This is a genomic window from Micromonospora sp. NPDC048842, from assembly GCF_040649935.1.
Lineage (GTDB): Bacteria > Actinomycetota > Actinomycetes > Mycobacteriales > Micromonosporaceae > Micromonospora > Micromonospora hortensis.
In genome coordinates this window covers 1-25,607 of the sequence record NZ_JBEZGK010000027.1, presented here as the reverse complement: position 1 = coordinate 25,607, position 25,607 = coordinate 1, and the positions used below count along the sequence as shown (strand labels likewise).

The following is a 25,607-nucleotide window of genomic DNA, read 5'->3' as shown; positions in this document are numbered from 1 at the left end:
CCTGCGCGTATGCCGTACCGACCAGAGCGCACTACCCTGGTCGGTACGGGCGCAGCGAGGCGGCGATCCCGCCCAGGTGGCGGGTAGTTGTCCACTACCGCCCGTGGAGCCTCGACGAGGCTCCCGGGCGGTGGTGTTTTCTGCGGACCGGGGAGTGGCGTGGTGCAGACGCTTGACGAGGACGGCACCGTCGATCCGTGGCGCCGACGGGCTCGCCGCACCCGCCGGCAGATGCCTCTCTGGCAGGAGTTGCCGCTGCTGCTGGTGGTCGCGTTCTGCCTCGCGGTGCTGATTCGCACCTTCCTGCTCCAGGCGTTCTTCATTCCGTCCGGCTCGATGGAGGACACTCTCCTCGTCGATGACCGGGTGCTGGTCAACAAGGTCGTCTACGACGTTCGTGACCCGCTGCGCGGCGAGGTGGTGGTCTTCCGGGGCACTGACCGCTGGGCGCCGCAGGTCGACGAGCAGCCGAAGCCCGGCGTCGCCGGGCGGCTCGCGCGCACCATCGGCGACCTGGTCGGGGTGAGCCGCCCCGGTGAGAAGGACTTCATCAAGCGGGTGATCGGTCTCCCCGGTGACCGGGTCAAGTGCTGCGACAGTCAGGGCCGGGTGACAGTCAACGGCATCCCGCTCAACGAGCCGTACGTCCTGCGGGACTCACCCCTGGACCTGCCACCCAACCCGGCGGAGTGTCGCTCCCGGCGCTTCGACGAGGTCGTCGTGCCGCCCGGTCAGATCTTCGTGATGGGTGACCACCGTGAGATCTCCCAGGACGCGCGCTGCCAGGGGCCGGTGCCGATCGACAACGTCGTCGGCCGGGCCTTCATGGTGGTCTGGCCGTCGTCGCGGTGGAGCGCGCTGTCGGTGCCGTCCACGTTCGAGGACGTCTCCGGGCCGGCCACGGCGTCCCCCGGTGCGACTCCGGCGCGACCGACTCCGCAGGGCGGTGTGCTGCTGATGCTTCCGTTGGCAGCCGCGCTACGTGGTTCCCGCGCGTTCCGGACGGTGCCGTCCAGCCGGGCAACGTAGGCTCCTTTGCGTGATTGACGAGCAGACCGACAAGCCGCGCAGCTCCTTCTGGAAGGAGCTGCCGATCCTGCTGGGTGTGGCGATCCTGGTCGCGGTGCTGGTCCGCGCCTTCGTGCTGCAGACCTTCTTCATCCCCTCCCCGTCCATGGAAAACACTCTCAAGATCGATGACCGGGTGCTGGTCAACAAGCTGGTCTACGACTTCCGGTCACCGCACCGCGGTGAGGTGATCGTGTTCAAGGCTCCGACCGCGTGGAGCGGCAACCCCGACGGTGAGGACTTCATCAAGCGGGTGATCGGCATCCCCGGCGACCACGTGGTCTGCTGCGACCCCGAGGAACGGCTGATGATCAACGGCAAGTCGCTGGACGAGCCGTACATCTTCTCGATGGACGGGATTCGCGACAAGGCCGCCGACCAGGAGTTCGACATCACAGTGCCGGAGGGCCGGCTGTGGGTGATGGGCGACCACCGGTCGGCCTCCGGCGACTCACTGGAGCACTGGCAGCAGTCCGGGCAGAACATCACCGAGGCCACCATCCCCGAGGACGACGTGGTCGGGCGGGCGTTCACAGTCTTCTGGCCGGTCAACCGGGCCACCTGGCTGACGGTGCCCGACGGGTTCGACGGCATTCCCAAGCCGTAGGCCGACGGGGCGTGGGCGATCCGCCGTCGGTCTGGCAGGCTGGTGCGGTGACCGTCTACACCCCTCGACGCGCGGCCCGCGTGCTGCTCGTCGACGCGGCCGGCCGGGTCCTGCTGTTCGAGGGCTTCGACCCGGCCCGACCCGGGCACCGATACTGGTTCACTCCTGGCGGCGGGCTCGATCCGTCGGAGTCCCCGGCGGCGGGCGCGGCTCGGGAGCTGGCCGAGGAGACCGGCCTGCGGCTCGACCCGGCCCAGCTGGGCGAGCCGGTCTGGTCCGACGCGACCGATTTCTCCTTCGACGGCATCTGGTACCGCCAGGAGCAGGATTTCTTCCTCTTCCGGGTGGACTCCTGGCGGGTGGACACCACGGGCTTCAACGACATCGAGCGACGCAGCATCGCCGACCACCGCTGGTGGGTTCCGGACGAGCTGGCGGCCAGCGGTGACCGGTTCTACCCGCCCGAACTGCCCGCCCTGCTGACCCGGCTGGGGCAGTCGACCACCGCCGGCCAGGACGAGGCATCGTGCTGACCCCGCCGCGCACAGTGGTGCGCCGCGAGGCCGGCCTGTACGCCCTGGAGCGGGCGTTGCAGCGGCGCGGCTTCCGGCACGTCGCCGGCGCCGACGAGGCGGGCCGGGGGGCGTGCGCCGGTCCGCTGGTCGCCGCCGCGGCGGTGCTGCCCGAGGGGCGGCGCGGCGAGATCGACGGGCTGGCCGACTCGAAGCTGCTCACCCCGGCCAGCCGGGAACGGGTGTACGCGGAGGTCGTGGACCGCGCGCTCGCGTACGCCGTGGTGGTCATTCCGGCCGAGGAGGTCGACGCCCGGGGTCTGCACGTGTGCAACCTGGCCGCGATGCGCCGGGCGCTCGCCTCGCTCACCACCCGCCCGGAGTACGTGCTGACCGACGGGTTCGGCGTGGACGGCCTGGGTGTGCCCGGGTTGGCGGTGTGGAAGGGCGACCGGGTGGCCGCGTGTGTGGCGGCGGCCAGTGTGCTGGCCAAGGTCACCCGGGACCGGCTCATGGTGGAGTTGGACGCGGTGTTCCCGGCGTACGGCTTCGCCGAGCACAAGGGCTACATCACCCCGGAGCACTCGGCGACGCTGCGGGAGCACGGGCCGTGCCGGGAGCACCGGTTCTCGTACGTCAATGTCGCCGCGGTCTCCGGCCGCGACGGCCGGCCGCCGCGCGCCCGACGGCCCGGCAGCCACGGCCCGGTTGAGCCGATGGAGCGCTCGTGGGCGTCAGGGGGTACCGTCGGCGTGGCGTTGGGCGAGCAGCCTCGGCCTCCGACGCCGGTGGGGGAAGATGTGGCCATGGAAGGCGGAGTGCGATGAGCGCGGAAGATCTCGAGAAGTACGAGACCGAGATGGAGCTGCAGCTCTACCGGGAGTACCGCGACATTGTCCGCCAATTCTCCTACGTGGTGGAGACGGAGCGTCGGTTCTACCTGGCCAACCAGGTCGACCTGCACGTGCGTAACTCCGACGGCGAGGTCTACTTCGAGGTCGAGATGCACGACGCCTGGGTGTGGGACATGTACCGTCCTGCCCGCTTCGTGAAGAACGTCCGGGTGATGACCTTCAAGGACGTCAACGTCGAGGAGCTGGAGAAGCCCGACATCTCACTGCCCGCCGACTCCGGCTTCGGCGGCTGAGCGCACCCGAGCCGCCGGGCCGTGCCACGGGCCCCCCACCCGTGGCGTGACACCACCGCCGATCACTCGGCCGGCACCACGACCTCGACCCGCTGCACCATGTTGTTGGCGAAGCCGCCACGATTCCACTGTTGCTCGACCGGCTGGGTCCGCCCGGACGCGTCGGTCGCCCGCGCGCCGAGCACGTACCGGCCGGGGGTGGCGACCCACTCGTGCCGCCAGCGCCGCCAGGCGAAGTCCCCCGCGTCCGTCGGGTCCAGCTCGGCTGGCGCCCAGCTCTGCCCGCCGTCGGTGGTCACCTCCACGGCGACCACCGGGGCGTGCCCCGACCAGGCCCGACCATCCAGCGTGCACGGGCCCTGTCGCAGCACCCGGCGACGGGACATGAAGTCCGGGAAGCCGGGCGGACGGACCAGCGCCCGCGGCTCGATCCGGGTCACCGGCACGCCCCTGTCGTCCGCGTCGCGGCGTACCCGGTAGGCCACCGCGTTCTGGTACCCCTCGAACGGCTCGGTCCGCAGCTCTATCGAGTGGACCCACTTCACGTGCGCCATGCCGTACCAGCCCGGCACGATCAGCCGCAGCGGCGCGCCGTGCTGCGGCAGCAGGGGAGCGCCGTTCATCTCGTACGCCAGCAGCACCTCCTCGCGCAGCGCGTCGGCGACCGGAAGCGCCCGCTGGTAGTCCTGCTCGATCCCACGCTCCACACCGTGATCGGCGCCCGTGAAGACCACGTCCACCGCGTCCGGGTCGACGCCCGCCTCGCGCAGCAGCGGAGCGAGGGGGGTGCCGGTCCACTCGGCGTTACCGACCGCCTCGACGAGCCAGGGCTGGCTGACCGGCCGGGGGTGCAGCAGGGCCCGCCCGTTGCCGGCGCACTCCAGTGTCACCTGCCGGGTGACGCGGGGCCGCTCCCGCAGTTCGGCGAGGGTGAGCGTCAACGCACGGTCCACCGCACCGCCGATGGTCAGCGTGTGCGCCGCCGGGTCGAGCTCCGGGATGTCGTAGTGGATCAGCAGGTAGTGCAACCCGGCCGGGGTGACGTCGTAGCGCAGCGCCTCCAACGGGATGCCGTGATTGCGGGCCGCTAGCTGCAACTCCTCGGCGCCGATCGTCTCGTCCGGCTCCGCGAGCCGGGACGGGCCGCTCACGTCGGCCACGGTGGGCCCGGTGGGGGACGACGTCCGGTCATCGAGAGTGGTCATGCGGCCTCCCCGGTACAGACGGCGGCACCCGCCGTACGCGGCCCAGCCTAGGCCTTCCGTGGCGGCCCGAAAACGGCACCAGAGGTACGGCGGCGTGGGGTCAGCGGCCGGTACTGGTTCGTCCGAGCGATCATCAAGGGTTGTGATGATTGCGGATGAGGAATTCTGGCGGCTCGTCGCGGTGCTGGGCGGTCGGCCCGAGGCGCAGGACGACGGGCCGTACGAGCGGTTGACCGCCGTGCTGGCGGACGAGCCGGTGGAGCGGATCGTCGGCTTCGCCGAGACGCTCGCGTTCACGCTCCACCAACTGGACCGTCGGGTGCTCGCTCAGGCTGTCCTACCCGGCGCCGACCGACTGTCCGATGACGGTTTCCTGTACGCCCGTTGCGCGGTGGTGGTGGCCGGACCGGCGGCGTTCGATGCCGTGCTGGCCGATCCGGCGGCGTTCGCGCGTTTCACCACCGACGAGGCCGCCCACGCGGAATCGATCCTCGACGTCCCGTCCAACGCCTATGAGAAGGCGACCGGGAAGGAATGGGAGCACGTCGAGGAGTACGACTACGAGACCGGTTCCAACGAGCAGTGGTGGTGACCTGGTCAATCAGGCGTCGGCCCCGCGTCCGGGCATAGCAGATCATCGAGGGCGTCGGGTGGTCGTCCACAGCACCTCCGGTTGTCCACAGCCCCGTCGGCCGGGCCGGCGGACGACACCGCGTCGGCCGGAGGCTGCCGTCATGCGACAGCCATCCGTCCGTTCGATCCGCCGCACGCTGCTGCTCTGCGCCGCGCTCCCGCTCGCACTGACCATTCAGCTCTGCGGGCTGGCGGTGCTGGTAGCGGCGGTGCCCGGCCAACCACCGACCCCGACCGTGCCGGTCGCAACCGTGGCGGAGCCAGCCGCTGCCCTGGCCGTGCCGGTCGCCGCCCCGACGCCCGCCGGACGGTTCCGCTGGCCGGTCGACGGGCCACCCCGTCCGGTGCGCCGGTTCGACAGGCCGCCGCGACCGTGGCTACCCGGGCATCGCGGCGTCGACTTGGCCGCCCCCGCCGGGGCGGTGGTCCGCAGCGCCGGGCCGGGCACCGTGCTCTTCGCCGGCCTGGTGGCCGGTCGACCGGTGGTCACAGTGGGGCACGCCGACGGGCTGCGGACCACCCACGAGCCGGTCCAACCCGCCGTACGCCCCGGCCAGCCGGTCACCGCCGGCGCGCCGCTGGGCGAGCTGTTGCCCGGGCATCCGGGGTGCCCGGCCGAGGCGTGCCTGCACTGGGGCCTACGCCGGGGCGAGGAATATCTCGACCCGCTGGCCCTGCTCGGCCTCGGCCCGGTGCGCCTGCTCCCGGTCGGTCCGGTCCCGGTGTCCGCTCCCGGCCGCCCGGTCAGCGCTGGGCGAGCAGTGCCGGCAGCCGTACGGCCAGCCGTTCGTACTCGTCGGCGGCGTTGTAGACCTGGCCGGTGAGCCGCAGCCACCCCCGGCCGCTCCAACTCATCACCGCCACCTCCGCGGCGATCCGTTCACCGATGCGCGCCTGTAACGCCCGCGCGGCGTCGATCGTGGTGCCCGTGCCGGCCGGCAGGGGGATGAGGCGCAGCGCCACCCCCGGTCCGCCGGGGTCGGGCAGATCGGCGGGCGCCACCCCGAGAGCGTCCCCCACCACCCGCTGGCCGTACGCGGCGAGCGCGGCGTTGTGCGCCCGCACCCGGTCGACGCCGAGACTGCGCATCGTGAACAGGCCCGCCGGGGCGGCCAGCCAGGGCGTGTAGTCGAGAGTCGCCTGCCACTCGAGCCGGGCCGGGAAACCCGACTCCTGCTCCCAGGACACCACCAGCGGTTCGATCCGGTCCCGCCACTGCGGTGCCACAGCCAGCAGGGCGGTCCCGCGCGGGGCGTACGCCCACTTGTGCAGGTTGCCCACCCAGAAGTCAGCGCCGATGCTGTCTACCGGGGTGGGCAGCATGCCCGGGGCGTGCGCGGCGTCCACCAGGACCGGCACGCCGTGTTCGCGGGCCACCGCGACGATGGCGGCGGTGGGGAAGAGCTTGGCGGTGGCCGAGGTGAGCTGGTCGACGACGAGCAGCCGGGTCCGCCCGGGGCGCAGACCAGCGCGGATGCTCTGCACGATCTGCTCGTCGGTGGCGGCCAGGGGGATCGGCAGGACCCGGCCGACCGCGCCGGTGCGGCGGCACTCGCGCTGGATGGCCAGGCTCACCGCCCCGTACCCGTGGTCGGTGCTCAGCACCTCGTCGCCGGCAGTGAGGCCCACCGACTGGAGCACCACGGCGACGCCGGTGGTGGTGTTGCCCACCAGGGCGCTGCCGTCCGGGTCGGCGCCCAGGAACCCGGCGAGGTGCCGGCGGGTGTGCGCGATCCGGTCGACGAGCCCCTGGGTGAAGAAGCGCAGCGGGTTCGCCTCCATCTCGTCGCGCAGCCGCTGCTGGGCGCGCTGCACGCCGATCGGCACCGCGCCGAACGAGCCATGGTTGAGGTGGCTGACCGCCGGGTCCAGGGAGAAGAGCAGGCGGGCGCCCGGGATCGGCTCAGGAGGATTCGGGACGCTCACTTGATGATCGTAACCGCCACGTGTGCGTGCCCTCCGGCCCTCGATCAGGCGTGGGTGCGCCTCGCGGCCGTCGGTCAGGCGCGTGGGTGCGCCTCGCGGGCCTTGCTCACGCGCGCGGGTGCGCCTGCCGGTACGCGGCACGCAGCCGCTCGACCGAGACGTGGGTGTAGATCTGCGTGCTCGCCAGCGACGAGTGACCGAGCAGCTCCTGCACGGCGCGCAGGTCGGCGCCGCCCTCCAGGAGGTGGGTGGCCGCGGTGTGGCGGAGATCGTGCGGGCTGGTCCGGGGCAGCCCGGCGGTCTCGGCGTACGCACCGACGATCTGACGTGCTGTCGTCGGGTTGAGCCGACCACCCCGGGCACCCAGCAACAGCGCGTCGCCGGAGCGGGCGCCCACCATCGCCGGGCGGCCCCGGCGCAGCCACTCGTCCAACGCTCGCTGGGCGGGCACCCCGTACGGCACCGAGCGCTCCCGCCCGCCCTTGCCGAACACCCTGATCACCCGCCGGCCGTGGTCGACGTCGCCGACGTCCAAGCCGCACACCTCGCTGACCCGTACGCCGGTGGCGTAGAGCAGCTCCAGCAGCACCCGGTCCCGTAGCGGCACCGCCTCGGCCGCTTCCGCTGCGCCCTGCGCTGATCCGGCTGCTGCGTCCGCGGGCTCGGCGTCCGTGCGAGCTGGGTTCGTGGGTGGCGCGTTCGGGGACGGTGCCTGCCGGGACGGTGCCTCGACCAGAGCGGCGGCCTGGTCGGCGCGCAGCACGCTGGGCAGTTCCCGGTGCGCGCGAGGGCTGGCCAGCGTGGCGCCCACGTCGGCGGGGAGCAGCCCGGCCCGGTGTGCCCAGGCGCTGAACGCCCGCGCCGACGCGGCCCGCCGGGCCAACGACGTGCGGGCCGCACCAGTGGTGCGCTGCTTCGCCAGCCAACTGCGCAGCACCGACAGATCCAGCTCGGCGAGGTCGACGCAGCCCATCCGGACGGCGTGGTCGAGCAGTGAGACCAGGTCGGTGACGTACGCGCGGACGGTGTGCGCCGAGCGGTTGCGGACCCGGGACAGGTGCTCGGCGAAGTCGTCGACAGCGTCGCGCAACGCCGGCGGAAGTGCCTGGTGCATGGCCCGGGTGCCCCGGTCCGGTCGGCTCATCGTGGCCGCGCCGACGTGCCGGCCGGTACCTCGGCCCCGGCACCCTCACTGATGGCTGACACGGCACCAGCCTACGGCCGGCCCGCCTCCGCCACCGGACACGACGGTGCCGGTGGCGACCCCCGACTACCGGCTGTTGTTCCTTTTGATCAGGAACACGACCACTCCGACAACGAGCACGGCGGTCACGACGAGACAGCAGAGCACGCTGATGTGCCACGGCTTGATTGCACCCATGACCGGGCACGGTACCGGCAGCATCGGCTGGCCGGGATCCCGACCGCGAGAGGCTGGCCGGGATCCCGGCCGCGAGAGGGTGCGGGCATCCGGACGACACCCGGCCGGGCGGCGGTGACGCATCCGCTCAGGTAACAGGTCGACGGGACGTCTCCGCCGTCGCACGCTTGAGCTTGGCGGGCGGGGCGAGGGCATAGCCGTCGTCGCGACGGACCACCATGGACAGCTCCTCCAGCAGCGACAGCTTGCGCAACGCGGTCCGTACGTCGACGCCGGCGCGGGCGGAGAGCCGGTCCACGCCCATCGCGCCTCGGCGGGGCAGCGCCTCCAGCAGCGACCGCGTGTCGTCGTCCAGCGCGTCGGTGGCCCGCTGCGGTCCACGGGCCAGCGGGGCCAGGTCCGCGCCTATCCGGCCCACCTCCTCCAGCACGTGTGCCACCCCGGTGACCAGCCGTGCCTTGGGGTGCTCCCGCAGGAACTCGTGCGCGCCGACGGACATCGCCGAGGTCACCGGCCCCGGCACCACCATGGCCACCCGATCGGAGTGGATGGCTCGCCGCGCTGTCTGCGTCGCGCCACTGCGCGCCGACGCCTCCACCACGACGGTGCCCCGGGTGCCCGCGGCGATCACCCGGTTGCGGATCAGGAACCGGGGCCGCAGCGGCTCGGCACCGGGCGGCCACTCGCTGACCAGCAGCCCCGTCTCGGCGATCCGGTCGAAGAGCGCGGCGTTGCCCATCGGGTACGGACGGTCCAGCCCGCAGGCGAGCACCGCGACGGTCAGACCGCCCGCGGTGAGTGCGCCGCGGTGGGCGGCGGCGTCGATGCCGAACGCGCCACCGGACACGACAGTCCAGTCCCGCTCCGCCAAGCCATACCCCAGCTCGGTCGCGACATGCTGCCCATAGCCGCTGGCCGCCCGCGCCCCGACCACTGCCACCGAGCGATCCAGCGCCTCGCCGAGCGGCCAGCCCCCGCGTACCCAGAAGCAGAGCGGCGGGGCGGTCTCACCGTCCACCCGGCGGCTGACGTCCGGCAGCCGCAACGCGGTCAGGCTGGCGACCGGGGCCGGCCACTCCTCGTCGTCCGGCGTGACCAGCCGGGCACCCAGGCGGTCCGCCCGCTCCAGGGCCTCCGCGGCCACCGCCCGCGCGTCGCCGGCCGCCGAGCGTGCGGCGACGGTGGTGTGCAGCCAGCCGTCCGGACTGCCGCCGTTGAGCAGCAGGTCCAGGGTCTCCACCGGGCCGTGTCGTTCGACCAGGTGATGCACCGCGCGTGTGCCCGGCTCCGCCAACCAGGTCAGGGCGACCCGGGCCAACCGTCGTTCCTCGTCGGCGCTCACGCCGCCTCTCCCGTCCGTAGTTGAAGCGCTTCCCGGACGTCGTCCTGGTCAGGTCGGTCGCGACCGTCCAGATCAGCGATGGTCCAGGCCATCCGGATCACCCGGTCGAAGCCGCGCGCCGAGAGTGAGCCGGAGTCGAGTCGGCCCCGCAGCTCCGCTGTGACCCGGGCCGGCAGCCGCCACGGCGGTCGGCGCAGGTGCGGGCCCTCCACCTCGGCGTTGAGCCGTCGGCCGAGGTCGGCCCAGCGGCTGGCCGCCGCCTGCCGGGCCGCCGCCACCCTTGCGGCGACCGTCGCCGAGGGCTCGACATCTCCGTCGGTCGCCATCAGCTCGGCCGCCCGCACCGGCATCAGCCGCACCTGGACGTCGATCCGGTCGAGCAGCGGCCCGGAGAGTCTTCCCAGGTAGCGGCGGCGGGCCAGCGGCGAACACTCGCAGTGCGCGTCACCGGCCGGCTTCGCGCACGGACAGGGGTTGGCGGCCAGCACCAACTGGGTGCGGGCCGGGTACACGGTGCCGCCCCCGCTGCGGCTCAGCTGGATGCGGCCGTGCTCCAGCGGCTGGCGCAGCGCCTCCAGCGCACCCTTGCTGAACTCTGGAGCCTCATCAAGGAAGAGCACCCCGCGGTGTGCCAGTGACACCGCGCCGGGTCGGGCCAGCCCCGAGCCGCCCCCGACCAGAGACGGCACCGTCGCGGTGTGATGCGGCGCCTGGAACGGTGGGCGACGCAGCAACCGACCGCCCGGCGGCAGCAGCCCGGCGACCGAGTGCAGCGCGGTGACCTCCAGCGCCGCGTCGTCGTCCAGCTCGGGCAGGATCGACGGTAGTCGTTCGGCGAGCATCGTCTTGCCAGCGCCCGGCGGGCCGAGCAGTGCCACGTGATGCCCACCGGCGGCGGCGACCTCCAGGGCGCGCCGACCCAACTGCTGCCCGGCGACGTCGGCGAGGTCCGGCCCACCGGCCGACGGCTCCGGGATGTCCGCCGGTGGTTCGATCAGCGGCGTCCCGTCCCGAACGAAGGTGACGAGCCGGTGCAGGTTGTCCACCGCTCGCACCCGTACCCCGGGGATGACGGCGGCCTCGGCGGCGTTGCCGACCGGGACGATCACCCGCGCGATGCCGGCCTGGGCCGCGGCGGCGACCATCGGGAGTACGCCGCGCACCGGTCGGACCGTGCCGTCGAGCCCCAGCTCGCCGAGGACCACCACCCCCTCCAAGGGGAGCAGCGGCAACTCACCCGAGCCACCCAACAGCGCCGCCGCGATGGCCAGATCGAAGGCCGACCCGAACTTCGGCAGCGTGGCGGGCAGCAGGTTGAGAGTGATCCGCCGATTCGGCCAGCGCTGACCGGAGTTGACAACGGCGGCGCGGACCCGGTCGCGGGCCTCGTGCAGGGCGGTGTCCGGCAGACCGGAGATCACCACCGCCGGCAGGCCGGCGGCCAGGTCGGCCTCCACCTCGACGAGGTGGCCGGTCACCCCGACCAGCCCCACGCAGAGCACCTTCGCGTAGCTCACGACGCGTCACCGATCCTCCGGGTACGCATGTCAGAACGCGCCCTTGAGGTGGTCGACCTGCGCCGGGCCGGCGTCGGGCAGCCGTACCGACAGCACGTCGAACCGCACTTCCTCGGCTGTCGTACCGGTCTCGGTCAGCCACCGCGCGGCGAGCCCTCGCAGCCGGCGGGCCTTGGCCGGCACTACCGCCTCGGCCGGCGTGCCGAAGCCCTCACCCCGGCGGGTCTTCACCTCGCAGAAGGCGAGCACGGGCCCGTCCCACGCGATGATGTCGATCTCCCCGGCGGGGCAGCGCCAGTTTCGGGCGATCGGGCGCAGCCCCGCCTCGGTCAGGTGCCGGGCCGCACATTGCTCGCCGTACGCGCCAACCGCCTGGTTCCGCTTCGTCATGGCCGGCACGGTGCCCGCCGGAGGGTGATCGCCGCGACCCGGCAGCCGCCCACCTGTGGACAACGGGGGTGCTGTGGACAGTCGGATGATCATGCCCGCGCTGTGCTACGGCGCGACTCGTGGCCGCGCTGCCCCGGACGATCGGCGGCGCGGTCGGCCGGGCTGAAATGGCGCGGGCGTGGCCGGTCGCATACGGTGCCTGACGTGGACGGACGACGGAGTTTTCCGGAAGATCAGGAGTCGCGCTGGTACCCCGACGAGCGGGGTCGCGGTTACGGCGAGTCGGAGTGGCGCGGCGCGGGCGAACCGCGGTACCGGGACAGCGAGATCCCCGAGCAGCGTGGTGCGGAGGACGGCCGCTCCGTCGAGGACACCGGCGTCGGCCGCCGCCGGGAGCCGGACTCGGGACGCTTCGGCGCCGTCGACGCGAGCCGCTTCGGTACGCCGGAGTCGGATTCGGGTCGCCTGAGCGCGGTGGACGTGGGCCGCTTCGGTACGCCCGAGTCGGACTCGGGTCGCTTCGGCGCCCTGGACGATCAGACCGGTCGGTTCGGGGCGAGCGAGGCTGATTCGGGGCGTTTCGGCGCGGTCGACCCGTTGGGCGTCGCGCGGCCGGAGGCGGACGGTTACCGGGCCACCCGATCGCGTCGGGCGGACCGGGACCCCTCGGAGACCTCCGGTGAGCTGCCCGGACGCCGCGCCGCCCGCGAGACGGCCGCGGCGGGATCTCCGGTGACCAGCGCGGCGCCGGAGACGTCCCGCGACAGCACGTCGACAGCGCCGGCCGGCGTGCTCGCCGACCAGGCTCGTCCCGCTCCGTTCGCTGGGTACCCGATCATCGAGCCGACCCGGGGTGGCGGCGACACTCCGCACCCGCTGGAGATGCCGACCGGTCCGATGCCCGGGATCGGCCCGCGACCCGACCTGCCCGCAGGTGAGCCGCCGGTGTATCCGCCGGCCGCCGACGGCGTCTATCGGACCCGTCGACCGGTGCTGGCCGTACTCTTCGCCCTGCTGGTGTTGGTCTTCGAGGTTCCGGCGTTGCGGGTGCTGCTGGCGGGCGTGACCGGCGACCCGGTGGACGCCGGGAACGTGGTGGCGGGTATCGCCCTGGTCGCCGGTCTGCCGATCTTCGCGACCGGGCTGTACGGGCTACGAACCGGAGGTCTGGCGCTCGCCGACAACGGTCGGGGCTGGTTGCGCCCACCGACGGCCTACCTGACCGTCGGCCTGGTGCTCTTCGTGGCCGCCGCGCTCGCCGCCGGCTGACCCGGCCCGGCCCGCCGCCGGCCTGTCGCGCGTCCCGACGGTTCGGACAACAACCAGGAAATAGTGGCCTCCGGCGACGCGGAGGCCACTATTTCCACGAACCAGTGCGATCTTCCCGGCAACGCGCGCTGATACGAGCAGCATCGGGCGAGCGGGCGGCGGAGCGGCGGAGCAGCACGCCACGCGCACCCCGGGGCGGCTGAACGGGTGAGGGGCGTACACTGGCCAACTGGCGACCGCCTCGTGCGGTCGACCTCGCGCGCCCTCTTCACGAATCGTCGTGGAGCGACGGCCTCCCTGGTCCCGATCTTGATCGGGTCCACCATGGGTCGGCGACCAGGCGCCAGGACGCCCGGCCACCGGCCGGGCGTGACAACCAGGGACCTTGAGGAGTACCCCAACCATGGCCGTCGTGACCATGCGTCAGCTGCTGGAGAGCGGTGTCCACTTCGGGCACCAGACCCGGCGCTGGAACCCGAAGATGAAGCGCTTCATCATGACCGAGCGCAACGGCATCTACATCATCGACCTGCGCCAGACCCTCGAGTACATCGAGAAGGCGTACGAGTTCGTGCGTGGGACCGTCGCCGAGGGTGGCAGCATCCTGTTCGTCGGCACCAAGAAGCAGGCCCAGGAGGCGATTGCCGACCAGGCGACCCGGGTCGGCCAGCCGTACGTCAACCACCGCTGGCTCGGTGGCATGCTGACCAACTTCCAGACCGTTTACAAGCGGCTCCAGCGGATGAAGGAGCTGGAGGGCCTGGGTGACCTCAGCGGCACCGCCGCCGGTTACACCAAGAAGGAGACCCTGCAGCTCTCCCGCGAGAAGATCAAGCTGACCCGCACCCTCGGTGGCCTGCGGGACATGCAGAAGCTTCCCGCCGCGGTGTGGATCGTCGACACCAAGAAGGAGCACATCGCCGTCGACGAGGCCCGCAAGCTGGGCATCCCGGTGATCGCGGTGCTGGACACCAACTGTGACCCGGACGAGGTCGACTTCCCGATCCCGGGTAACGACGACGCGATCCGCTCGGCGGAGCTGCTGACCAAGGTCGTCGCCGCCGCCGTCGCGGATGGTCTGATCGCGCGTTCCGGCCGTCGCCGGGGCAACGACGAGAAGCCCGAGGGTGTCGCGAGCGACGAGCCGCTGACCGAGTGGGAGCGCGAGCTGCTCGAGCCGAAGAAGGCCGACGAGTCGGCCGCTCCGGCCGCCCCGGCCGCCCCGGCCGCTCCGGCCGCGGCAGCCGCCCCGGCCGAGCAGCCCGCCGCTGCCGCCGCCGAGCAGCCCGCCACCCCGGAGCAGCCGGCGCAGGCCGCCACCGAGCAGCCGGCGGCCGCCACCGCGGAGTGATCGCACCGTCGCTGCCCCGCCGTCCGTTTTCGCGAACGGCGGGCAGCGACGGTACGCCGGGCACGATCCGCCCGGATCCGGGTAACCGGCACCTCTGACCATCCACACGCCGTCTCAACACCGAAGAGAGAGCCATGTCCCAAATCACCGCCGCGGACGTCAAGAAGCTCCGCGACCTCACCGGCGCCGGCATGATGGACAGCAAGAAGGCGCTGACCGAGGCCGAGGGCGACTTCGACAAGGCCGTCGAGATCCTGCGCGTCAAGGGCGCCAAGGACGTCGGCAAGCGGGCCGGCCGTACGGCCGCGAACGGCCTGGTCGCCCACTCCGGCAAGGCGCTGCTCGAGCTCAACTGCGAGACCGACTTCGTCGCCAAGACCGAGTCGTTCATCGCGCTGGGCCAGCAGCTGGTCGAGCACGGTGAGCGCGCCGGCGTGAACTCCGCCGAGGAGCTGCTCGCCAGCGAGCTCGACGGCAAGGTCATCGCGGACCTGATCCAGGAGCAGTCCGCCAAGATCGGCGAGAAGCTGGTCCTCAACCGGTTCGCCCGGGTCGAGGGCACCACCGCCGTCTACCTGCACCGCAAGGCCCAGGACCTGCCGCCGGCCGTTGGCGTGCTGGTGTCGTACACCGGCAAGACCGACGAGGCTGGCGATGCCGACGCCCGTGGTGTGGCCATGCAGATCGCCGCGATGCGGCCGAAGTACCTCACCCGGGACGAGGTTCCGGCTGAGGTCGTCGAGTCCGAGCGGCGCATCGCCGAGCAGACCGCCCGCGAGGAGAACAAGCCCGAGGCGGCCCTGCCGAAGATCATCGAGGGTCGGGTGAACTCCTTCTTCAAGGACTTCGTCCTGATCGAGCAGTCGTCCGTCTCTGACAACAAGAAGTCGGTGAAGCAGCTGCTGGCCGAGGCCGGCATCGAGGTCACCCGCTTCGTGCGGTTCGAGGTCGGCCAGGCCTGAGCCGCCACCGGGCGCCGCTGGCGCCCGTGGGCAGGAGACATCAACGAGGAGGCCGCCGGTGTACGTGACAGGCACCGCGGCCTCCTCGTCACATAGGGTCGGCAGCGGCAGGTTCGCGGTACGCGCCGCACGGGGCGTGCGCGTGGGGAAGGGCGGGGCGGATGACGCAGGTTGTGAGTGACCGGACGCTGGAGTTGGACGATCCGACGGCACCGCCGCCGGGGCGCGCCCGCCGGGTGGTGCTGAAGCTCTCCGGTGAGGTCTTCGGTGGCGGCGCGATCGGCGTCGACCCGGACGTCGTCCAGGCCATCGCCCGGCAGATCGCCACAGTGGTCCGCCGCGGCGTGCAGGTCTCCGTGGTGGTCGGCGGGGGCAACTTCTTCCGCGGCGCGGAGCTGCAGAAGCGTGGGATGGACCGGGCCCGCGCCGACTACATGGGCATGCTCGGCACCGTGATGAACTGCCTCGCACTCCAGGACTTCCTGGAGAAGGAGGGCATCGAGACCCGGGTGCAGAGCGCCATCACGATGGCCCAGGTCGCCGAGCCGTACATCCCGCTGCGGGCCATCCGGCACCTGGAGAAGGGCCGCGTGGTCATTTTCGGCGCCGGCGCCGGAATGCCGTACTTCTCCACGGACACGGTGGCCGCCCAGCGGGCGCTGGAGATCCGGGCCGACGTGGTGCTGATGAGCAAGAACGGCGTGGACGGCGTCTACACCGCCGACCCGCGGATCGACCCCACCGCCAGCAAGCTCGACTCGATCACCTTCTCCGAGGCGCTGCGCCGCAACCTGCGGGTGGCCGACGCGGCGGCGTTCAGCCTCTGCATGGAGAACGGCCTGCCGATGCTGGTCTTTGGCGCGCAGGGTGACGACACCATCATCCGCGCGGTGGGTGGCGACAAGATCGGCACCCTGATCACCGCCTGAGTCCCGCCGACCGGCGACGACGACAGCGGGTCTGACGACTTTCAGCAGAGCCCACCACGAGCACAGAAGGAGGCGAGGAGACCGGTGATCGACGACACCCTCCTCGAGGCCGAGGAGAAGATGGAGCGTGCGGTCGAGCACGCCAAGGAGGAGTTCGGCGCCATCCGTACCGGTCGCGCCAACGCCGCCATGTTCTCCAAGGTCATCATCGACTACTACGGCACGCCCACGCCGCTGACGCAGATGGCGTCCATCGCGGTCCCCGAGCCGCGGATGGCCATCATCAAGCCGTACGACAACTCGCAGATCAACGCCATGGAGAAGGCGATCCGCGACTCGGACCTCGGGGTGAACCCGAACAACGAGGGCAACCAGCTGCGCATCCTGCTCCCGCAGATGACCGAGGAACGCCGCCGCGACATGATCAAGGTGGCTCGGCACAAGGGCGAGGAGGCCAAGGTGGCGATCCGCAACGTCCGCCGCCGTGGCAAGGAAGAGCTGGACCGGATCGTCAAGGACGGCGAGGCCGGCGAGGACGACGGTCGCCGCGCCGAGAAGGAACTCGACGACCTGACCCAGCGGTACGTGGCCAGCGTCGACGACCTGGTGAAGCACAAGGAAACCGAGCTGCTCGAGGTGTGACCCATGCTGCGAGGCCCGTTCCCGACGTCGGGAACGGGCCTCGTTCCATAGGTCAGCAGGGGATCCAGACGGTCCTGGTGCTCTCGGCGACCTGCTCGCCGGTGTCCCAGTTCCGCAGCGAGAAGTGGGCCGTGGCCCGGCCGGGGTGCAGCGCGGGAGCGATCCGGGCGAACCCCATCCCGAGTTCGACGGTGCCGCCGTCGCAGAGGATCTCGCCGGCGCCGTGTCCTCCGGTGGCCCAGAGGGTCGGCAGGCCGTCCTGCACCAGCGAGGCCGACATGAGGACGATGCCGGCCGGGCAGTTCCGGGCGGTGGCGGTGACCCCTGCTGCCGGGTACGTCACCCCCGGTTCGCCGACGGGCGGCTCGAACGGGTACAGCTCGCTGGTGTGGCGGTCGATGGTGATCCTGGTCCGTGCCGTGGTGGCGGCGGCCGGTGACCCTGCTCCCAGGACCATGGCGGCCACCGTCAGCACCGCGAGACCGAACTTGTACATGTGAGTGCCCTTCCCCCGTTGCGGAGCGCAGGCTGGCGCCGACGCGGCACCAGCGGACCACGCCGAGCGGGGTTCGCTCAGTACTCGATCGCGCACCGGACGAGTCGGATCGACGGCTGCGGATTGCCTGCGGTCTGCCGTACCGGATGGGTGTGTGTCGCTGGCCGGCGGGCCGGTGGCGCCGGGTGGCGTCCGTGGGCGTGCCTCGTCCGCCGTGCCGATCCGGCGTGTGCAGTAGGCTCGGCAGGATTCCCGGCCACCGGGTGGTGAACACCGGGGATCGACCGACCGTCGGGGCGGTCAATCGGAGGAACATCGCACGTGTAGGGGATGCTTGTGGTCTTGCGTCATGTGGTGGTTCTCGTGCCGCTTCGCGGTGCGTGATGTCCCACCCCGACCCCTACGGCAGCGAGCCTCGCGGCTGGGACCGGCCGGAGCGCCCGGTGGCGCTGCCCTGGCCGGACCAGGAGCTGGAGGCAGGCCAGTGGAGCCGCCGTCCGGCCGCCGGCCCTGAGCTGTACGCCGACCCGCACGCCCGGCCGTACACCGACCCGCACCCCGCGGACCCGTACGACGAGCGTGGCCGCCCGGCCCGCCCGGACGACCGCTTCGACGACCGCGACCGGCACGATCGCTTCGACGATCGGGACCGGCACGTCGACGACCGCAACCAGCCCGACCGGTACGACGACCGGGGTCGCGGTGACCGCTACCCGGACCGACCTCCCACGGGGGAGGGGCCGCCCCGGTACGACGGCCCGGACCGCGGGCACTTCGACGAGCCGAGCCGTCTCGACGGCCCTCCCGCCCGCTTCGACGACCCGGGGTACCCGACCGAGCAGCTCGCGCCCGTCCGGGCCGACGTGGTGCCGGACGAGGTTCCGACGACAGGTCGACGGTCGAAGGGGCGACGTCGGGCCAGCCTCGACCGACCGGCCACCCAGCAGGTGGGCACCGGGCGGGCCGGGCGCAACCTTCCCGCGGCGATCGGGGTCGGCCTCGGCCTCGGCGCGTTGATCGTGGTGCCGCTGCTGGTCTATCCGTTGGCCTTCCTGCCGGTGATCGCCGCCGCGGTCGCCATCGGCATGTGGGAGATGGCCCGCGCGGTCCGACGCAGCGGTGCGCACCCGCCGCTGGTGCCACTGATCGCCGGTGGCGTGTTGACAGTGGGTCTGGCCTGGTACGCCGGCCCGGACGCGCTCAGCCTGGGGCTGCTGGTCACCGTGCTGGGCACCATGATCTGGCGGTTGGGTGACGGGCCGGCCGGCTTCCAGCGGGATCTCACAGCGGCCACCCTGATCGCCGTCTACGTGCCGTTCCTCGCCGGTTTCGCGGCGCTGCTGGCGGCGGCCCCCGGCGATGGTCACCTGCGCATCCTGGCCACGCTGATCGGGGTGGTCCTCTCCGACACCGGGGGGTACGCGGCCGGGGTCTCCTTCGGCCGTCACCCGATGGCCCCGTCGATCAGCCCGAAGAAGTCCTGGGAGGGCTTCGCCGGCTCGGTCACCGCGGCGGCCCTGGGCGGGGCGTTGCTGCTGTGGCTGATGTTCGAGGTGGCTCCCTGGTGGGGCGCGCTGTTCGGGGTGGCCGTCTCGTGCGCTGCGGTCCTCGGTGACCTGGCCGAGTCGATGATCAAGCGGGATCTCGGCGTGAAGGACATGAGCAACCTGCTGCCCGGCCACGGCGGTCTGATGGACCGACTGGACTCGATCCTGTTCGCGGTGCCGACGGCCTACCTGCTGTTGGCGGTGTTCGTGCCGGTGGTGAGCTGAGGTATGAATCACGGCGACCTGGTCATCCGGCCCCGGCGGTCGCGGCCCGTTCGACACCTCCGGACCGGCAGCCGCCGCCGACGGCGTGACACACTGGACCAGCCATGACGAGCCTGCCCTTGATCCCCGCCATCTCGGTCGCCCCCGCCGCGCGCCGGGCCTCCATGCCCCCTCAGCACCTCGCTGACCTGGACCTGGCCGGCCGCCAGGCGTTGGTCACCGGGTTGGGTGAGCCGGCCTTCCGCGCCAAGCAGGTCTCCAACCACTACTTCGGGCGGTTGGTCCGCGACCCGCAGGCGATGACCGATCTGCCCGCCGCGACCCGGGAGCGGCTGGCCGACCAGTTGCTGCCGACGTTGCTCAACCCGGTGCGCGAGCTGGCCTGCGACGACGGCGCGACCCGCAAGGCGCTCTGGCGGCTGCACGACGGCGCGCTGGTCGAGAGCGTGCTGATGGGTTACCCGGACCGGGTGACCGTCTGCATTTCCAGCCAGGCGGGCTGCGGCATGGCCTGTCCGTTCTGCGCTACCGGCCAGGCCGGGCTGACCCGCAACCTGTCGACGGCGGAGATCGTCGACCAGGCGGTGTACATGGCCGGGGTGGCGGCCTCCGGCGTGGTGGCGGGTTCCCCGCCGAGACTGTCGCGCGTCGTCTTCATGGGCATGGGCGAGCCGCTGGCCAACTACAACCGGGTGATCGCGGCGATCCGTCGGCTGGTCAGCCCGGCTCCGGAGGGGCTCGGCCTGTCCCAGCGGCACATCACCGTTTCCACGGTCGGCCTGGTTCCGGCCATCCACCGACTGGCCAGCGAAGACCTCTCAGTGACCCTTGCGTTGTCGTTGCACGCGCCCGATGATGATCTGCGCGACGAACTCGTGCCGGTAAACCAGCGCTGGAAGGTAGCCGAGGTGCTGGACGCAGCGTGGGACTACGCCGCCCGGACGGGCCGCCGCGTGTCGATCGAGTACGCGATGATCAAGGACGTGAACGACCAGCCGTGGCGAGCCGACCTGCTCGGGCGGCTGCTGGCCGGCAAATTGGCCCACGTGAACCTCATTCCGCTCAATCCGACGCCGGGCAGCCGCTGGGACGCGAGCCCTAAGCCGGTCGAGCGGGAGTTCGTCCGGCGGTTGCGCGACGCCGGGGTGTCCACCACAGTTCGGGACACCCGAGGTCGCGAGATCGACGGCGCGTGTGGCCAGCTTGCCGCCGCCGAAGACAACGACACCAACACCGACCGCGCCGGAGAGGCACCGGCGTGACCGGGCGTGGCGAACGAGACCAGGAGACATAGTGGCGAGTCAGGGTCAGCGTTTCCGGCGCAAGGCGCTCCGCCGGGGATACAAGGTCGACGAGGTGGATGCCTTCCTCGACCGGGTCGAGGCGACGCTCGACGGCCGACAGGTCGGTGCCCCGGTGGCCTCCCAGGAGGTTCATGACGTCGTCTTCCGGGTCCGCTTCAACGGCTACGACGAGTGGCAGGTCGACCTGCACCTGGACCGGGTCGAGCGGCAGCTGGCCGAGCTGGAGGAGCGCAACAGCGCCGGGCGCGGTGGCGACCCCCGGATGGGTGACCGGATGGGCCCACCGGACCGGATGGGTCCGCCGATGCGTGACGAGCGGGGCATGGTCCCGCAGCCGATGCCGCCGCGGCCGATGCCCGCGCAGGCCGGCCCGCCCTACGGCCGCTACGACGAGCCGACCGGTGCCTTCGCCGGTGGGTACGACGCCCCCCGCGGCGGTGGTTACGACGCGCCACGTGGCCCGGCCGGCCCGCCGATGGGTCCCGGTGGCCCGATGGGCCCTGGCCCGATGGGTGGCCACGGCATGCCGCAGCGCGGCCTGCCCGCCGGTCCCAGCGGGTACGGCCCCCCGGACGACCAGCGCTCACCCGCTGGCTACGGCCAGGATGACCAACGCGGTGGGTACGGCCCCGACGACCAACGCGCGCCCGGCGGTTATCCGCCGCCTCCGGAGGAGCCGCGCTTCGACGGCTTCGAGGCCGGGCGGCACGGTCGCGCCGACATGACGGCCGAGATCCGGATGCCGGAGCGGGATCTGCGCGACATGCGCCGTGGTCCGGCCGGTCCGCCTCCGCTGCCGCAGCAGGGCATGGGTGGCCCGCCGATGGCCGGTCCGCCAGCGGTGGCCGGCCCGCCGATGGGTGGTCCGCCGATGGGTGGTCCGCCGATGGCCGGTCCGCCCGGCAGCGACCTGTACCGGGTCGACCAGATCCGCCGCAGCTTCCAGGTGCGCCGGTTCGGCAGCGGGTACGACCCCGATCAGGTGGACCGGTTCTTCGACACCCTGCTCGGTGGCATGCAGCGCCGCAACCCGATGCCTGTCGACCCGAAGGACCTGGACACGCTCCGGTTCGGCCTGGTTCCGGGTGGCTACTTCGAGGCTGAGGTCGACGCCGCGCTCAAGGACGTGCAGGACATCCTCTTCGGGCGCTGACCCCGACGCGACACGGACGAAGGCCCGTCCCCGGGTGGGGGCGGGCCCTCGGCGTACGTCGGCCGGTCGTCCGGCGGTGGGTCGGTCAGGAGCGCAGACCGCTGCGCCGCAACACGACGTCGCCGATCACGATGATCAGCAGCAGCGCGGCCAGGCCGATCAGCCAGATGTCCTCGACCCTGCCCTCGTGGTTGCCGCAGATCATCGCCAGCAGCGCCAGTGCGGACAGCACGGCGCCGATCTGCCCGGCCTTGCGGTGCCCGGGCTTGTGCTGGTCTGGCGACGTTACCGGCTCGCTTCCTGCCACTGTCGGTCCTTCCCTCGCGATCGGATCTTTGGTTAGTCTGGCACGCCTCGTACCCGGTGCGGTGGGGTGGGGGTTTCCTGGCCATCGGCCCTGCCCCACCTGGGCTGGACGGCACTACCGGCGTCGCGGGGCGGCGGTCAGACTCGCTCCGGTAGCGTTTGGCGTACACCTGATTGTCTGTTTGAGGGGGACTGTGCGGTGCGAGTGACCGGAACCGGGCACGCCAGCATGCGGATCGACACGGCCGCGGGCAGCATCCTGTGCGACCCGTGGGTGAATCCGGCCTACTTCGCGTCGTGGTTTCCGTTCCCGGACAATTCACTGCTGGACTGGGAGAGCCTGGGTCAGGTCGACTACCTGTACGTCTCCCACCTGCACCGGGACCACTTCGACGCGAAGCACCTGCGCGACTTCGTCTCCAAGGACGCCACGGTCCTGCTCCCCGAGTTCCCCACCTCGGAGATGGAGGACGAGTTCCGGGCGCTGGGCTTCACGAAGTTCCTGAAGGCGCCCAACGAGCAGGTGGTGGAGCTGCCCGGCGGCCTGAAGATCATGATTCAGGCGTTGACCAGCCCGACCGACGGGCCGATCGGCGACTCCTCGCTCTGGGTCGAGTACGAGGGTGTGCGGCTGCTCAACCAGAACGACGCCCGCCCCACCGACCTGAGCGTCTTCGCCGAGCTGGGGCACGTGCACGCGCACCTGCTCCAGTTCTCCGGTGCGATCTGGTACCCGATGGTCTACGAGCTGCCGCAGGCGGCGAAGACCGCGTTCGGCAAGCAGAAGCGTGACCGGCAGTTCGACCGGACCTGGCGGTACATCGACGACCTGAAGGCGTCGCATGTCTTCCCGATCGCCGGCCCGCCGTGCTTCCTCGACGACGCCCTGTGGCAGTTCAACGACATCCACGGCGACGAGGGCAACATCTTCCCCGACCAGTCCGTCTTCATGTCGGAGTACGCCAAGGTCGGCGGCACCAACGGGATCGTGCTGCTGCCGGGCAGCGTCGCCGAGGTCACCACCGAGGGCGCGAGCACCACCCATCCGGTGCCGGTGCAGGAGTTCTTCGCGAACAAGGTCGCGCACCTGGAGGAGATGCGGGAGCGCAAGCGCCCGATCATCGAGGCGGAGAAGGCGTCCTGGCGGCACCCCGAGGTGGACGTTCTCGGCGAGATGAAGCGTCGGATCGAGCCGCTGCTCGACGAGTCGATCTACCTGGCCAAGGGGGTCGGTGGCCCGGTCCGTTTCGACCTGGTGGGGTATGACGGCGAGAGCGTCGAGTCGATCGTGGTGGACTTCCCCGGCAAGGAGGTTCGGCCGTACGCGGACGAGAAGGTGCGCTACCGGTTCCGGACCGAGCGGTCGCTGATCGAGCACCTTCTCTTCATCGACGAGGTGGACTGGGTCAACTCGCTCTTCCTGTCCTGCCGGTTCTCGGCGGCCCGGATCGGCCAGTACAACGAGTTCGTCTACGCGTTCTTCAAGTGCCTCTCCGAGGAGCGGCTCCAGTACGCCGAGGGCTGGTACGACGAGCACGAGCGCAGCACCGACGCCGAGGACATCACGCTTGGCGACTGGGTGGTGCAGCGGCGGTGCCCGCACCTGAAGGCGGATCTGACCCGCTTCGGCATCGTCGACGGTGACCAGCTCACCTGCCAGTTGCACGGCTGGCGCTTCGACCTCCCCAGCGGCCGCTGCCTAACGAGCGTCGGCCACAAGGTGCGAGCCCACCGGGTGGACGCGGAAACCCCGGCCCCCGCCGGCGAGGCGGTGATCTGACCCGCCTGCGTTGATCATGAAGTTATTGCCGCGACACGCCGCTGCGGCAGGCAATAACTTCATGATCAACGGGGGCCGGGCCGGGCCGGGCCGGGCCGGGCCGGGCCGGGGCCGGGGGCGGGTTAGGGGTCAGGCCGACAGGTCGGTGAGGATGCGGCGGGCGGCGTTGTGGCCGGCCGCGCCGATGACGCTGCCGGCCGGGTGGCAGCCAGCGCTGCCGGCGTACACACCATCGACGCCGGTGGCGTAGGGCATCCGGTCAGTGAACGAGACGGTGTTGTCGACGTGGTGGATGTGCCCGCCGGTGATGCCGAAGTGCTCCTCGATACCGGGCGGCGGCAGCGGCACCGCGTCAGCGATCAGGTCGGCGGTGCCGGGGGCGTACCGCTCGACGATCCCGAGCAGCCGGTCGACGTAGCCGGGCAGCTCCGCGTCCCAGGTCGTGCCGGCCAACTCGTAGGGGACGGACTGGACGAAGAGCGCCGACGAGTGGTGCCCGGCGGCGTCGGAGAGCGACGGGTCGACTGTGGTGTGCAGGTACCACTCGATGGTGGGCTCCGCCGGCAGCAGCCCGGCCTGCACGTCCGCCCACATGGCGCGCAGCGCGGTCATCGGCGACGCCTCCGCCCCGCCGACCAGCGACGCCGACCCGGGCAGCAGGTGGATGGTCGAGCCGAACGGGCTCGGCGTGCCGTCGGGCAGGCAGGAGAACCGCGGCAGCCCGGTGAGCGCCAGGTTGAGCTTGAGGGTGGTGCCGGGCCGGCGGACCGCCGCCATCCGTTCACCGAGCCGCGCCGGGAGCGCGCCGTCGGGCAACAGGTCCATCAGCCGGTACGGGTCACACGCGCCGAGCACCACACGGGCGGCGACCTCTCGACCGTCGGTCAGCACCACTCCGCTAGCCGCGCCGCCGTCCAGTGTCACAGCGTGCACCGGCGTACCGGTCAGGATTGTCGCTCCGGCGGCGCGTGCGGCCTCGGCGAAGATCCGGGAGACGGTGCCCATCCCACCCTCGGCGATCATCCAGGTGCCGCCGGAGCCGGGCAGTCGGCACATGTTGTGCACGAGGAAGTTGTGGCCGGTGCCGGGGTCGTCCGGGCCGGCGTTGAGCCCGGAGAGGCCGTCGGTGACCGCGTACATGCTGACCAGCAGTTCGGAGCGGAACTCGAACCGGGCCAGGTAGTCGGCGACGGAACCCTGCACGAGGTCGACGAAGACCTGGCGCAGCGCTGGGCGGACGTGCCGTTCGGCGGTCTCCTGGACGCTCAGCGGCTCGGCCAGCCAGGCCGGGGCGAGGTCTTCCCGCAGCGCGGCCAGCTCGGCCTGCATGGCGTCGTCGGCGGCCACGTCGGCGGGGGAGAAGAACTCGGCGAGCTGCGCCCGGGTGGCGGCGGTGTCACTGCCGAAGAGCAGGTACGGCGAGCCGAGGCCGCCCGGGGTGGGGAGGAAGTAGTGCGGGTCGCGGCGCAGCACCGGGATCCGGACGTCGAGCGTGGCGAGCAGTTCCGGGGGCATCAGCCCGAGCAGGTACGAACCGGTGGAGTGGCGCAGCCCCGGCACCGTCGGGAACGGGTTCTCGGTGCGGGTCGCGCCGCCGATCACGTCGGCGGCCTCCAGCACGAGAACGTCCAGGCCGGCGCGGGCCAGCAGGACCGCGGAGACCAGGCCGTTGTGCCCGGCACCGACGATGACGACGTCGGCGCGGGCCGGAATCTCACTGCTCATGCCGCGGCAGCCTAGTCCGCCCCACCAGCCCAGGTCACCCCTTCCACTCCCACCCACCAACCCCACCCCCACCCCCACCCACCCCCACCCCCACCCCCACCCCCGGTGGTTTACTTTATTAGATGGGCAGACCGCCCGGGGAAGAGACAAAACACGGAATAAAACAAAATGGGGGGGGGGGGGGGCCCCG

24 protein-coding genes and 1 pseudogene are annotated in these 25,607 nt (G+C 71.9%); 16 read left to right on the top strand and 9 right to left on the bottom strand.

Translation table 11 applies throughout. The features are described 5' to 3' along the window. The first annotated feature begins 159 nt into the window (after nt 1-159). Genes lepB (AB0C19_RS28020) through AB0C19_RS28000 form a run of 5 tightly spaced genes read left to right on the top strand, consistent with a single transcriptional unit; the run spans nt 160 to nt 3,334 of the window. Nucleotides 160-1,029, top strand: coding sequence for a signal peptidase I (lepB, locus tag AB0C19_RS28020; RefSeq protein WP_357190110.1), 870 nt, complete (start codon nt 160-162; stop codon nt 1,027-1,029). Nucleotides 1,030-1,039: 10 nt separating this feature from the next. Continuing rightward, nucleotides 1,040-1,675 (top strand): signal peptidase I, encoded by a 636-nt coding sequence (gene lepB / locus AB0C19_RS28015; protein WP_238686885.1) that lies wholly within the window; start codon nt 1,040-1,042, stop codon nt 1,673-1,675. Between the two features lie 47 nt (nt 1,676-1,722). Continuing rightward, a complete protein-coding gene (locus AB0C19_RS28010) occupies nt 1,723-2,208 on the top strand; it encodes an NUDIX domain-containing protein (RefSeq protein ID WP_357190108.1) in 486 nt (161 codons plus the stop codon). Continuing rightward, complete coding sequence (locus AB0C19_RS28005; RefSeq protein ID WP_357190106.1) at nt 2,202-3,014, top strand: ribonuclease HII; 813 nt, start codon at nt 2,202-2,204, stop codon at nt 3,012-3,014. Before AB0C19_RS28010 ends, AB0C19_RS28005 begins: the two co-directional genes overlap by 7 nt. After that, nucleotides 3,011-3,334 (top strand): DUF2469 domain-containing protein, encoded by a 324-nt coding sequence (locus tag AB0C19_RS28000; protein ID WP_007075222.1) that lies wholly within the window; start codon nt 3,011-3,013, stop codon nt 3,332-3,334. The genes AB0C19_RS28005 and AB0C19_RS28000 overlap by 4 nt, the downstream gene beginning before the upstream one ends. A gap of 62 nt (nt 3,335-3,396) precedes the next feature. Here AB0C19_RS28000 and AB0C19_RS27995 read toward each other — a convergent pair whose 3' ends face one another. Beyond that, nucleotides 3,397-4,539, bottom strand: coding sequence for a sulfite oxidase (locus tag AB0C19_RS27995; protein WP_357190104.1), 1,143 nt, complete (start codon nt 4,537-4,539; stop codon nt 3,397-3,399). A gap of 145 nt (nt 4,540-4,684) precedes the next feature. Between AB0C19_RS27995 and AB0C19_RS27990 the strand changes: the two genes are divergently transcribed. Then, nucleotides 4,685-5,131 (top strand): DUF4240 domain-containing protein, encoded by a 447-nt coding sequence (locus tag AB0C19_RS27990; RefSeq protein ID WP_357190191.1) that lies wholly within the window; start codon nt 4,685-4,687, stop codon nt 5,129-5,131. A gap of 142 nt (nt 5,132-5,273) precedes the next feature. Continuing rightward, nucleotides 5,274-5,996 (top strand): M23 family metallopeptidase, encoded by a 723-nt coding sequence (locus AB0C19_RS27985; protein ID WP_357190102.1) that lies wholly within the window; start codon nt 5,274-5,276, stop codon nt 5,994-5,996. Here AB0C19_RS27985 and AB0C19_RS27980 read toward each other — a convergent pair. The 5 genes from AB0C19_RS27980 to AB0C19_RS27960 all read right to left on the bottom strand — a co-directional run bounded on the left by AB0C19_RS27980 (nt 5,917) and on the right by AB0C19_RS27960 (nt 11,728). Then, nucleotides 5,917-7,098, bottom strand: coding sequence for an aminotransferase class V-fold PLP-dependent enzyme (locus AB0C19_RS27980; protein ID WP_357190100.1), 1,182 nt, complete (start codon nt 7,096-7,098; stop codon nt 5,917-5,919). The two genes, AB0C19_RS27985 and AB0C19_RS27980, sit on opposite strands and share 80 nt — an antisense overlap. 106 nt (nt 7,099-7,204) lie before the next feature. Further along, nucleotides 7,205-8,242, bottom strand: a complete 1,038-nt coding sequence (locus tag AB0C19_RS27975) for a tyrosine recombinase XerC (RefSeq protein ID WP_357190098.1) — start codon at nt 8,240-8,242, stop codon at nt 7,205-7,207. 364 nt (nt 8,243-8,606) lie between these two features. Continuing rightward, the gene (locus AB0C19_RS27970; protein WP_357190096.1) at nt 8,607-9,821 is read right to left on the bottom strand and encodes a DNA-processing protein DprA; all 1,215 of its coding nucleotides are present in this window, start codon (nt 9,819-9,821) and stop codon (nt 8,607-8,609) included. After that, a complete protein-coding gene (locus tag AB0C19_RS27965; protein WP_357190093.1) occupies nt 9,818-11,338 on the bottom strand; it encodes a YifB family Mg chelatase-like AAA ATPase in 1,521 nt (506 codons plus the stop codon). The genes AB0C19_RS27970 and AB0C19_RS27965 overlap by 4 nt, the downstream gene beginning before the upstream one ends. 30 nt (nt 11,339-11,368) lie before the next feature. After that, a complete protein-coding gene (locus AB0C19_RS27960) occupies nt 11,369-11,728 on the bottom strand; it encodes a YraN family protein (RefSeq protein ID WP_355005226.1) in 360 nt (119 codons plus the stop codon). A 167-nt stretch (nt 11,729-11,895) separates the two neighbouring features. On the opposite strand from AB0C19_RS27960, the pseudogene AB0C19_RS27955 reads away from it, so the two are divergent. The 5 genes and pseudogenes from AB0C19_RS27955 to frr all read left to right on the top strand — a co-directional run bounded on the left by AB0C19_RS27955 (nt 11,896) and on the right by frr (nt 16,881). Further along, nucleotides 11,896-12,997: pseudogene (locus tag AB0C19_RS27955) on the top strand (hypothetical protein). A gap of 403 nt (nt 12,998-13,400) precedes the next feature. Next, nucleotides 13,401-14,348 carry a 30S ribosomal protein S2 gene (gene rpsB / locus AB0C19_RS27950; protein WP_357190091.1) on the top strand — a complete coding sequence of 316 codons (948 nt, stop codon included), beginning with the start codon at nt 13,401-13,403 and terminating at the stop codon, nt 14,346-14,348. Nucleotides 14,349-14,482: 134 nt separating this feature from the next. After that, complete coding sequence (gene tsf / locus AB0C19_RS27945) at nt 14,483-15,310, top strand: translation elongation factor Ts (protein WP_091400300.1); 828 nt, start codon at nt 14,483-14,485, stop codon at nt 15,308-15,310. A gap of 161 nt (nt 15,311-15,471) precedes the next feature. Then, a complete protein-coding gene (gene pyrH / locus AB0C19_RS27940; protein ID WP_030487501.1) occupies nt 15,472-16,239 on the top strand; it encodes a UMP kinase in 768 nt (255 codons plus the stop codon). Between the two features lie 84 nt (nt 16,240-16,323). After that, the gene (gene frr, locus AB0C19_RS27935) at nt 16,324-16,881 is read left to right on the top strand and encodes a ribosome recycling factor (protein WP_203149044.1); all 558 of its coding nucleotides are present in this window, start codon (nt 16,324-16,326) and stop codon (nt 16,879-16,881) included. 52 nt (nt 16,882-16,933) lie between these two features. On the opposite strand, the gene AB0C19_RS27930 is transcribed toward frr, so the two are convergent. Beyond that, nucleotides 16,934-17,377, bottom strand: coding sequence for a hypothetical protein (locus AB0C19_RS27930; RefSeq protein WP_357190088.1), 444 nt, complete (start codon nt 17,375-17,377; stop codon nt 16,934-16,936). Nucleotides 17,378-17,760: 383 nt separating this feature from the next. On the opposite strand from AB0C19_RS27930, the gene AB0C19_RS27925 reads away from it, so the two are divergent. The 3 genes from AB0C19_RS27925 (at nt 17,761) to AB0C19_RS27915 (ending at nt 21,606) form a co-directional block, all read left to right on the top strand. After that, nucleotides 17,761-19,149, top strand: coding sequence for a phosphatidate cytidylyltransferase (locus tag AB0C19_RS27925; RefSeq protein ID WP_357190086.1), 1,389 nt, complete (start codon nt 17,761-17,763; stop codon nt 19,147-19,149). 104 nt (nt 19,150-19,253) lie between these two features. Further along, nucleotides 19,254-20,411, top strand: a complete 1,158-nt coding sequence (gene rlmN / locus AB0C19_RS27920) for a 23S rRNA (adenine(2503)-C(2))-methyltransferase RlmN (RefSeq protein ID WP_091400305.1) — start codon at nt 19,254-19,256, stop codon at nt 20,409-20,411. Between the two features lie 31 nt (nt 20,412-20,442). Beyond that, a complete protein-coding gene (locus tag AB0C19_RS27915) occupies nt 20,443-21,606 on the top strand; it encodes a DivIVA domain-containing protein (protein WP_357190083.1) in 1,164 nt (387 codons plus the stop codon). A gap of 85 nt (nt 21,607-21,691) precedes the next feature. On the opposite strand, the gene AB0C19_RS27910 is transcribed toward AB0C19_RS27915, so the two are convergent. Continuing rightward, a complete protein-coding gene (locus AB0C19_RS27910; protein ID WP_091400308.1) occupies nt 21,692-21,913 on the bottom strand; it encodes a DUF2631 domain-containing protein in 222 nt (73 codons plus the stop codon). Nucleotides 21,914-22,111: 198 nt separating this feature from the next. Here AB0C19_RS27910 and AB0C19_RS27905 point away from each other — a divergent pair, with 198 nt between their 5' ends. Then, nucleotides 22,112-23,692: a Rieske 2Fe-2S domain-containing protein gene (locus tag AB0C19_RS27905; protein ID WP_357190081.1), complete on the top strand. Its 1,581-nt coding sequence runs from the start codon at nt 22,112-22,114 to the stop codon at nt 23,690-23,692. Between the two features lie 129 nt (nt 23,693-23,821). On the opposite strand, the gene AB0C19_RS27900 is transcribed toward AB0C19_RS27905, so the two are convergent. Beyond that, the gene (locus AB0C19_RS27900) at nt 23,822-25,417 is read right to left on the bottom strand and encodes an NAD(P)/FAD-dependent oxidoreductase (RefSeq protein WP_357190079.1); all 1,596 of its coding nucleotides are present in this window, start codon (nt 25,415-25,417) and stop codon (nt 23,822-23,824) included. Nucleotides 25,418-25,607: the final 190 nt, after the last annotated feature.

Coding starts and splice junctions, on each gene's coding strand:
- AB0C19_RS27985 (WP_357190102.1), top strand. CDS start 5,274: ATGCGACAGCCATCCGTCCGTTCGATCCGCCGCACGCTGCTGCTCTGC.
- AB0C19_RS27960 (WP_355005226.1), bottom strand. CDS start 11,728: ATGACGAAGCGGAACCAGGCGGTTGGCGCGTACGGCGAGCAATGTGCG.
- tsf (WP_091400300.1), top strand. CDS start 14,483: ATGTCCCAAATCACCGCCGCGGACGTCAAGAAGCTCCGCGACCTCACC.
- AB0C19_RS27975 (WP_357190098.1), bottom strand. CDS start 8,242: ATGAGCCGACCGGACCGGGGCACCCGGGCCATGCACCAGGCACTTCCG.
- AB0C19_RS27995 (WP_357190104.1), bottom strand. CDS start 4,539: ATGACCACTCTCGATGACCGGACGTCGTCCCCCACCGGGCCCACCGTG.
- AB0C19_RS27925 (WP_357190086.1), top strand. CDS start 17,761: ATGTCCCACCCCGACCCCTACGGCAGCGAGCCTCGCGGCTGGGACCGG.
- AB0C19_RS28000 (WP_007075222.1), top strand. CDS start 3,011: ATGAGCGCGGAAGATCTCGAGAAGTACGAGACCGAGATGGAGCTGCAG.
- AB0C19_RS27900 (WP_357190079.1), bottom strand. CDS start 25,417: ATGAGCAGTGAGATTCCGGCCCGCGCCGACGTCGTCATCGTCGGTGCC.
- AB0C19_RS27990 (WP_357190191.1), top strand. CDS start 4,685: ATGATTGCGGATGAGGAATTCTGGCGGCTCGTCGCGGTGCTGGGCGGT.
- pyrH (WP_030487501.1), top strand. CDS start 15,472: ATGACGCAGGTTGTGAGTGACCGGACGCTGGAGTTGGACGATCCGACG.
- rlmN (WP_091400305.1), top strand. CDS start 19,254: ATGACGAGCCTGCCCTTGATCCCCGCCATCTCGGTCGCCCCCGCCGCG.
- AB0C19_RS27930 (WP_357190088.1), bottom strand. CDS start 17,377: ATGTACAAGTTCGGTCTCGCGGTGCTGACGGTGGCCGCCATGGTCCTG.
- rpsB (WP_357190091.1), top strand. CDS start 13,401: ATGGCCGTCGTGACCATGCGTCAGCTGCTGGAGAGCGGTGTCCACTTC.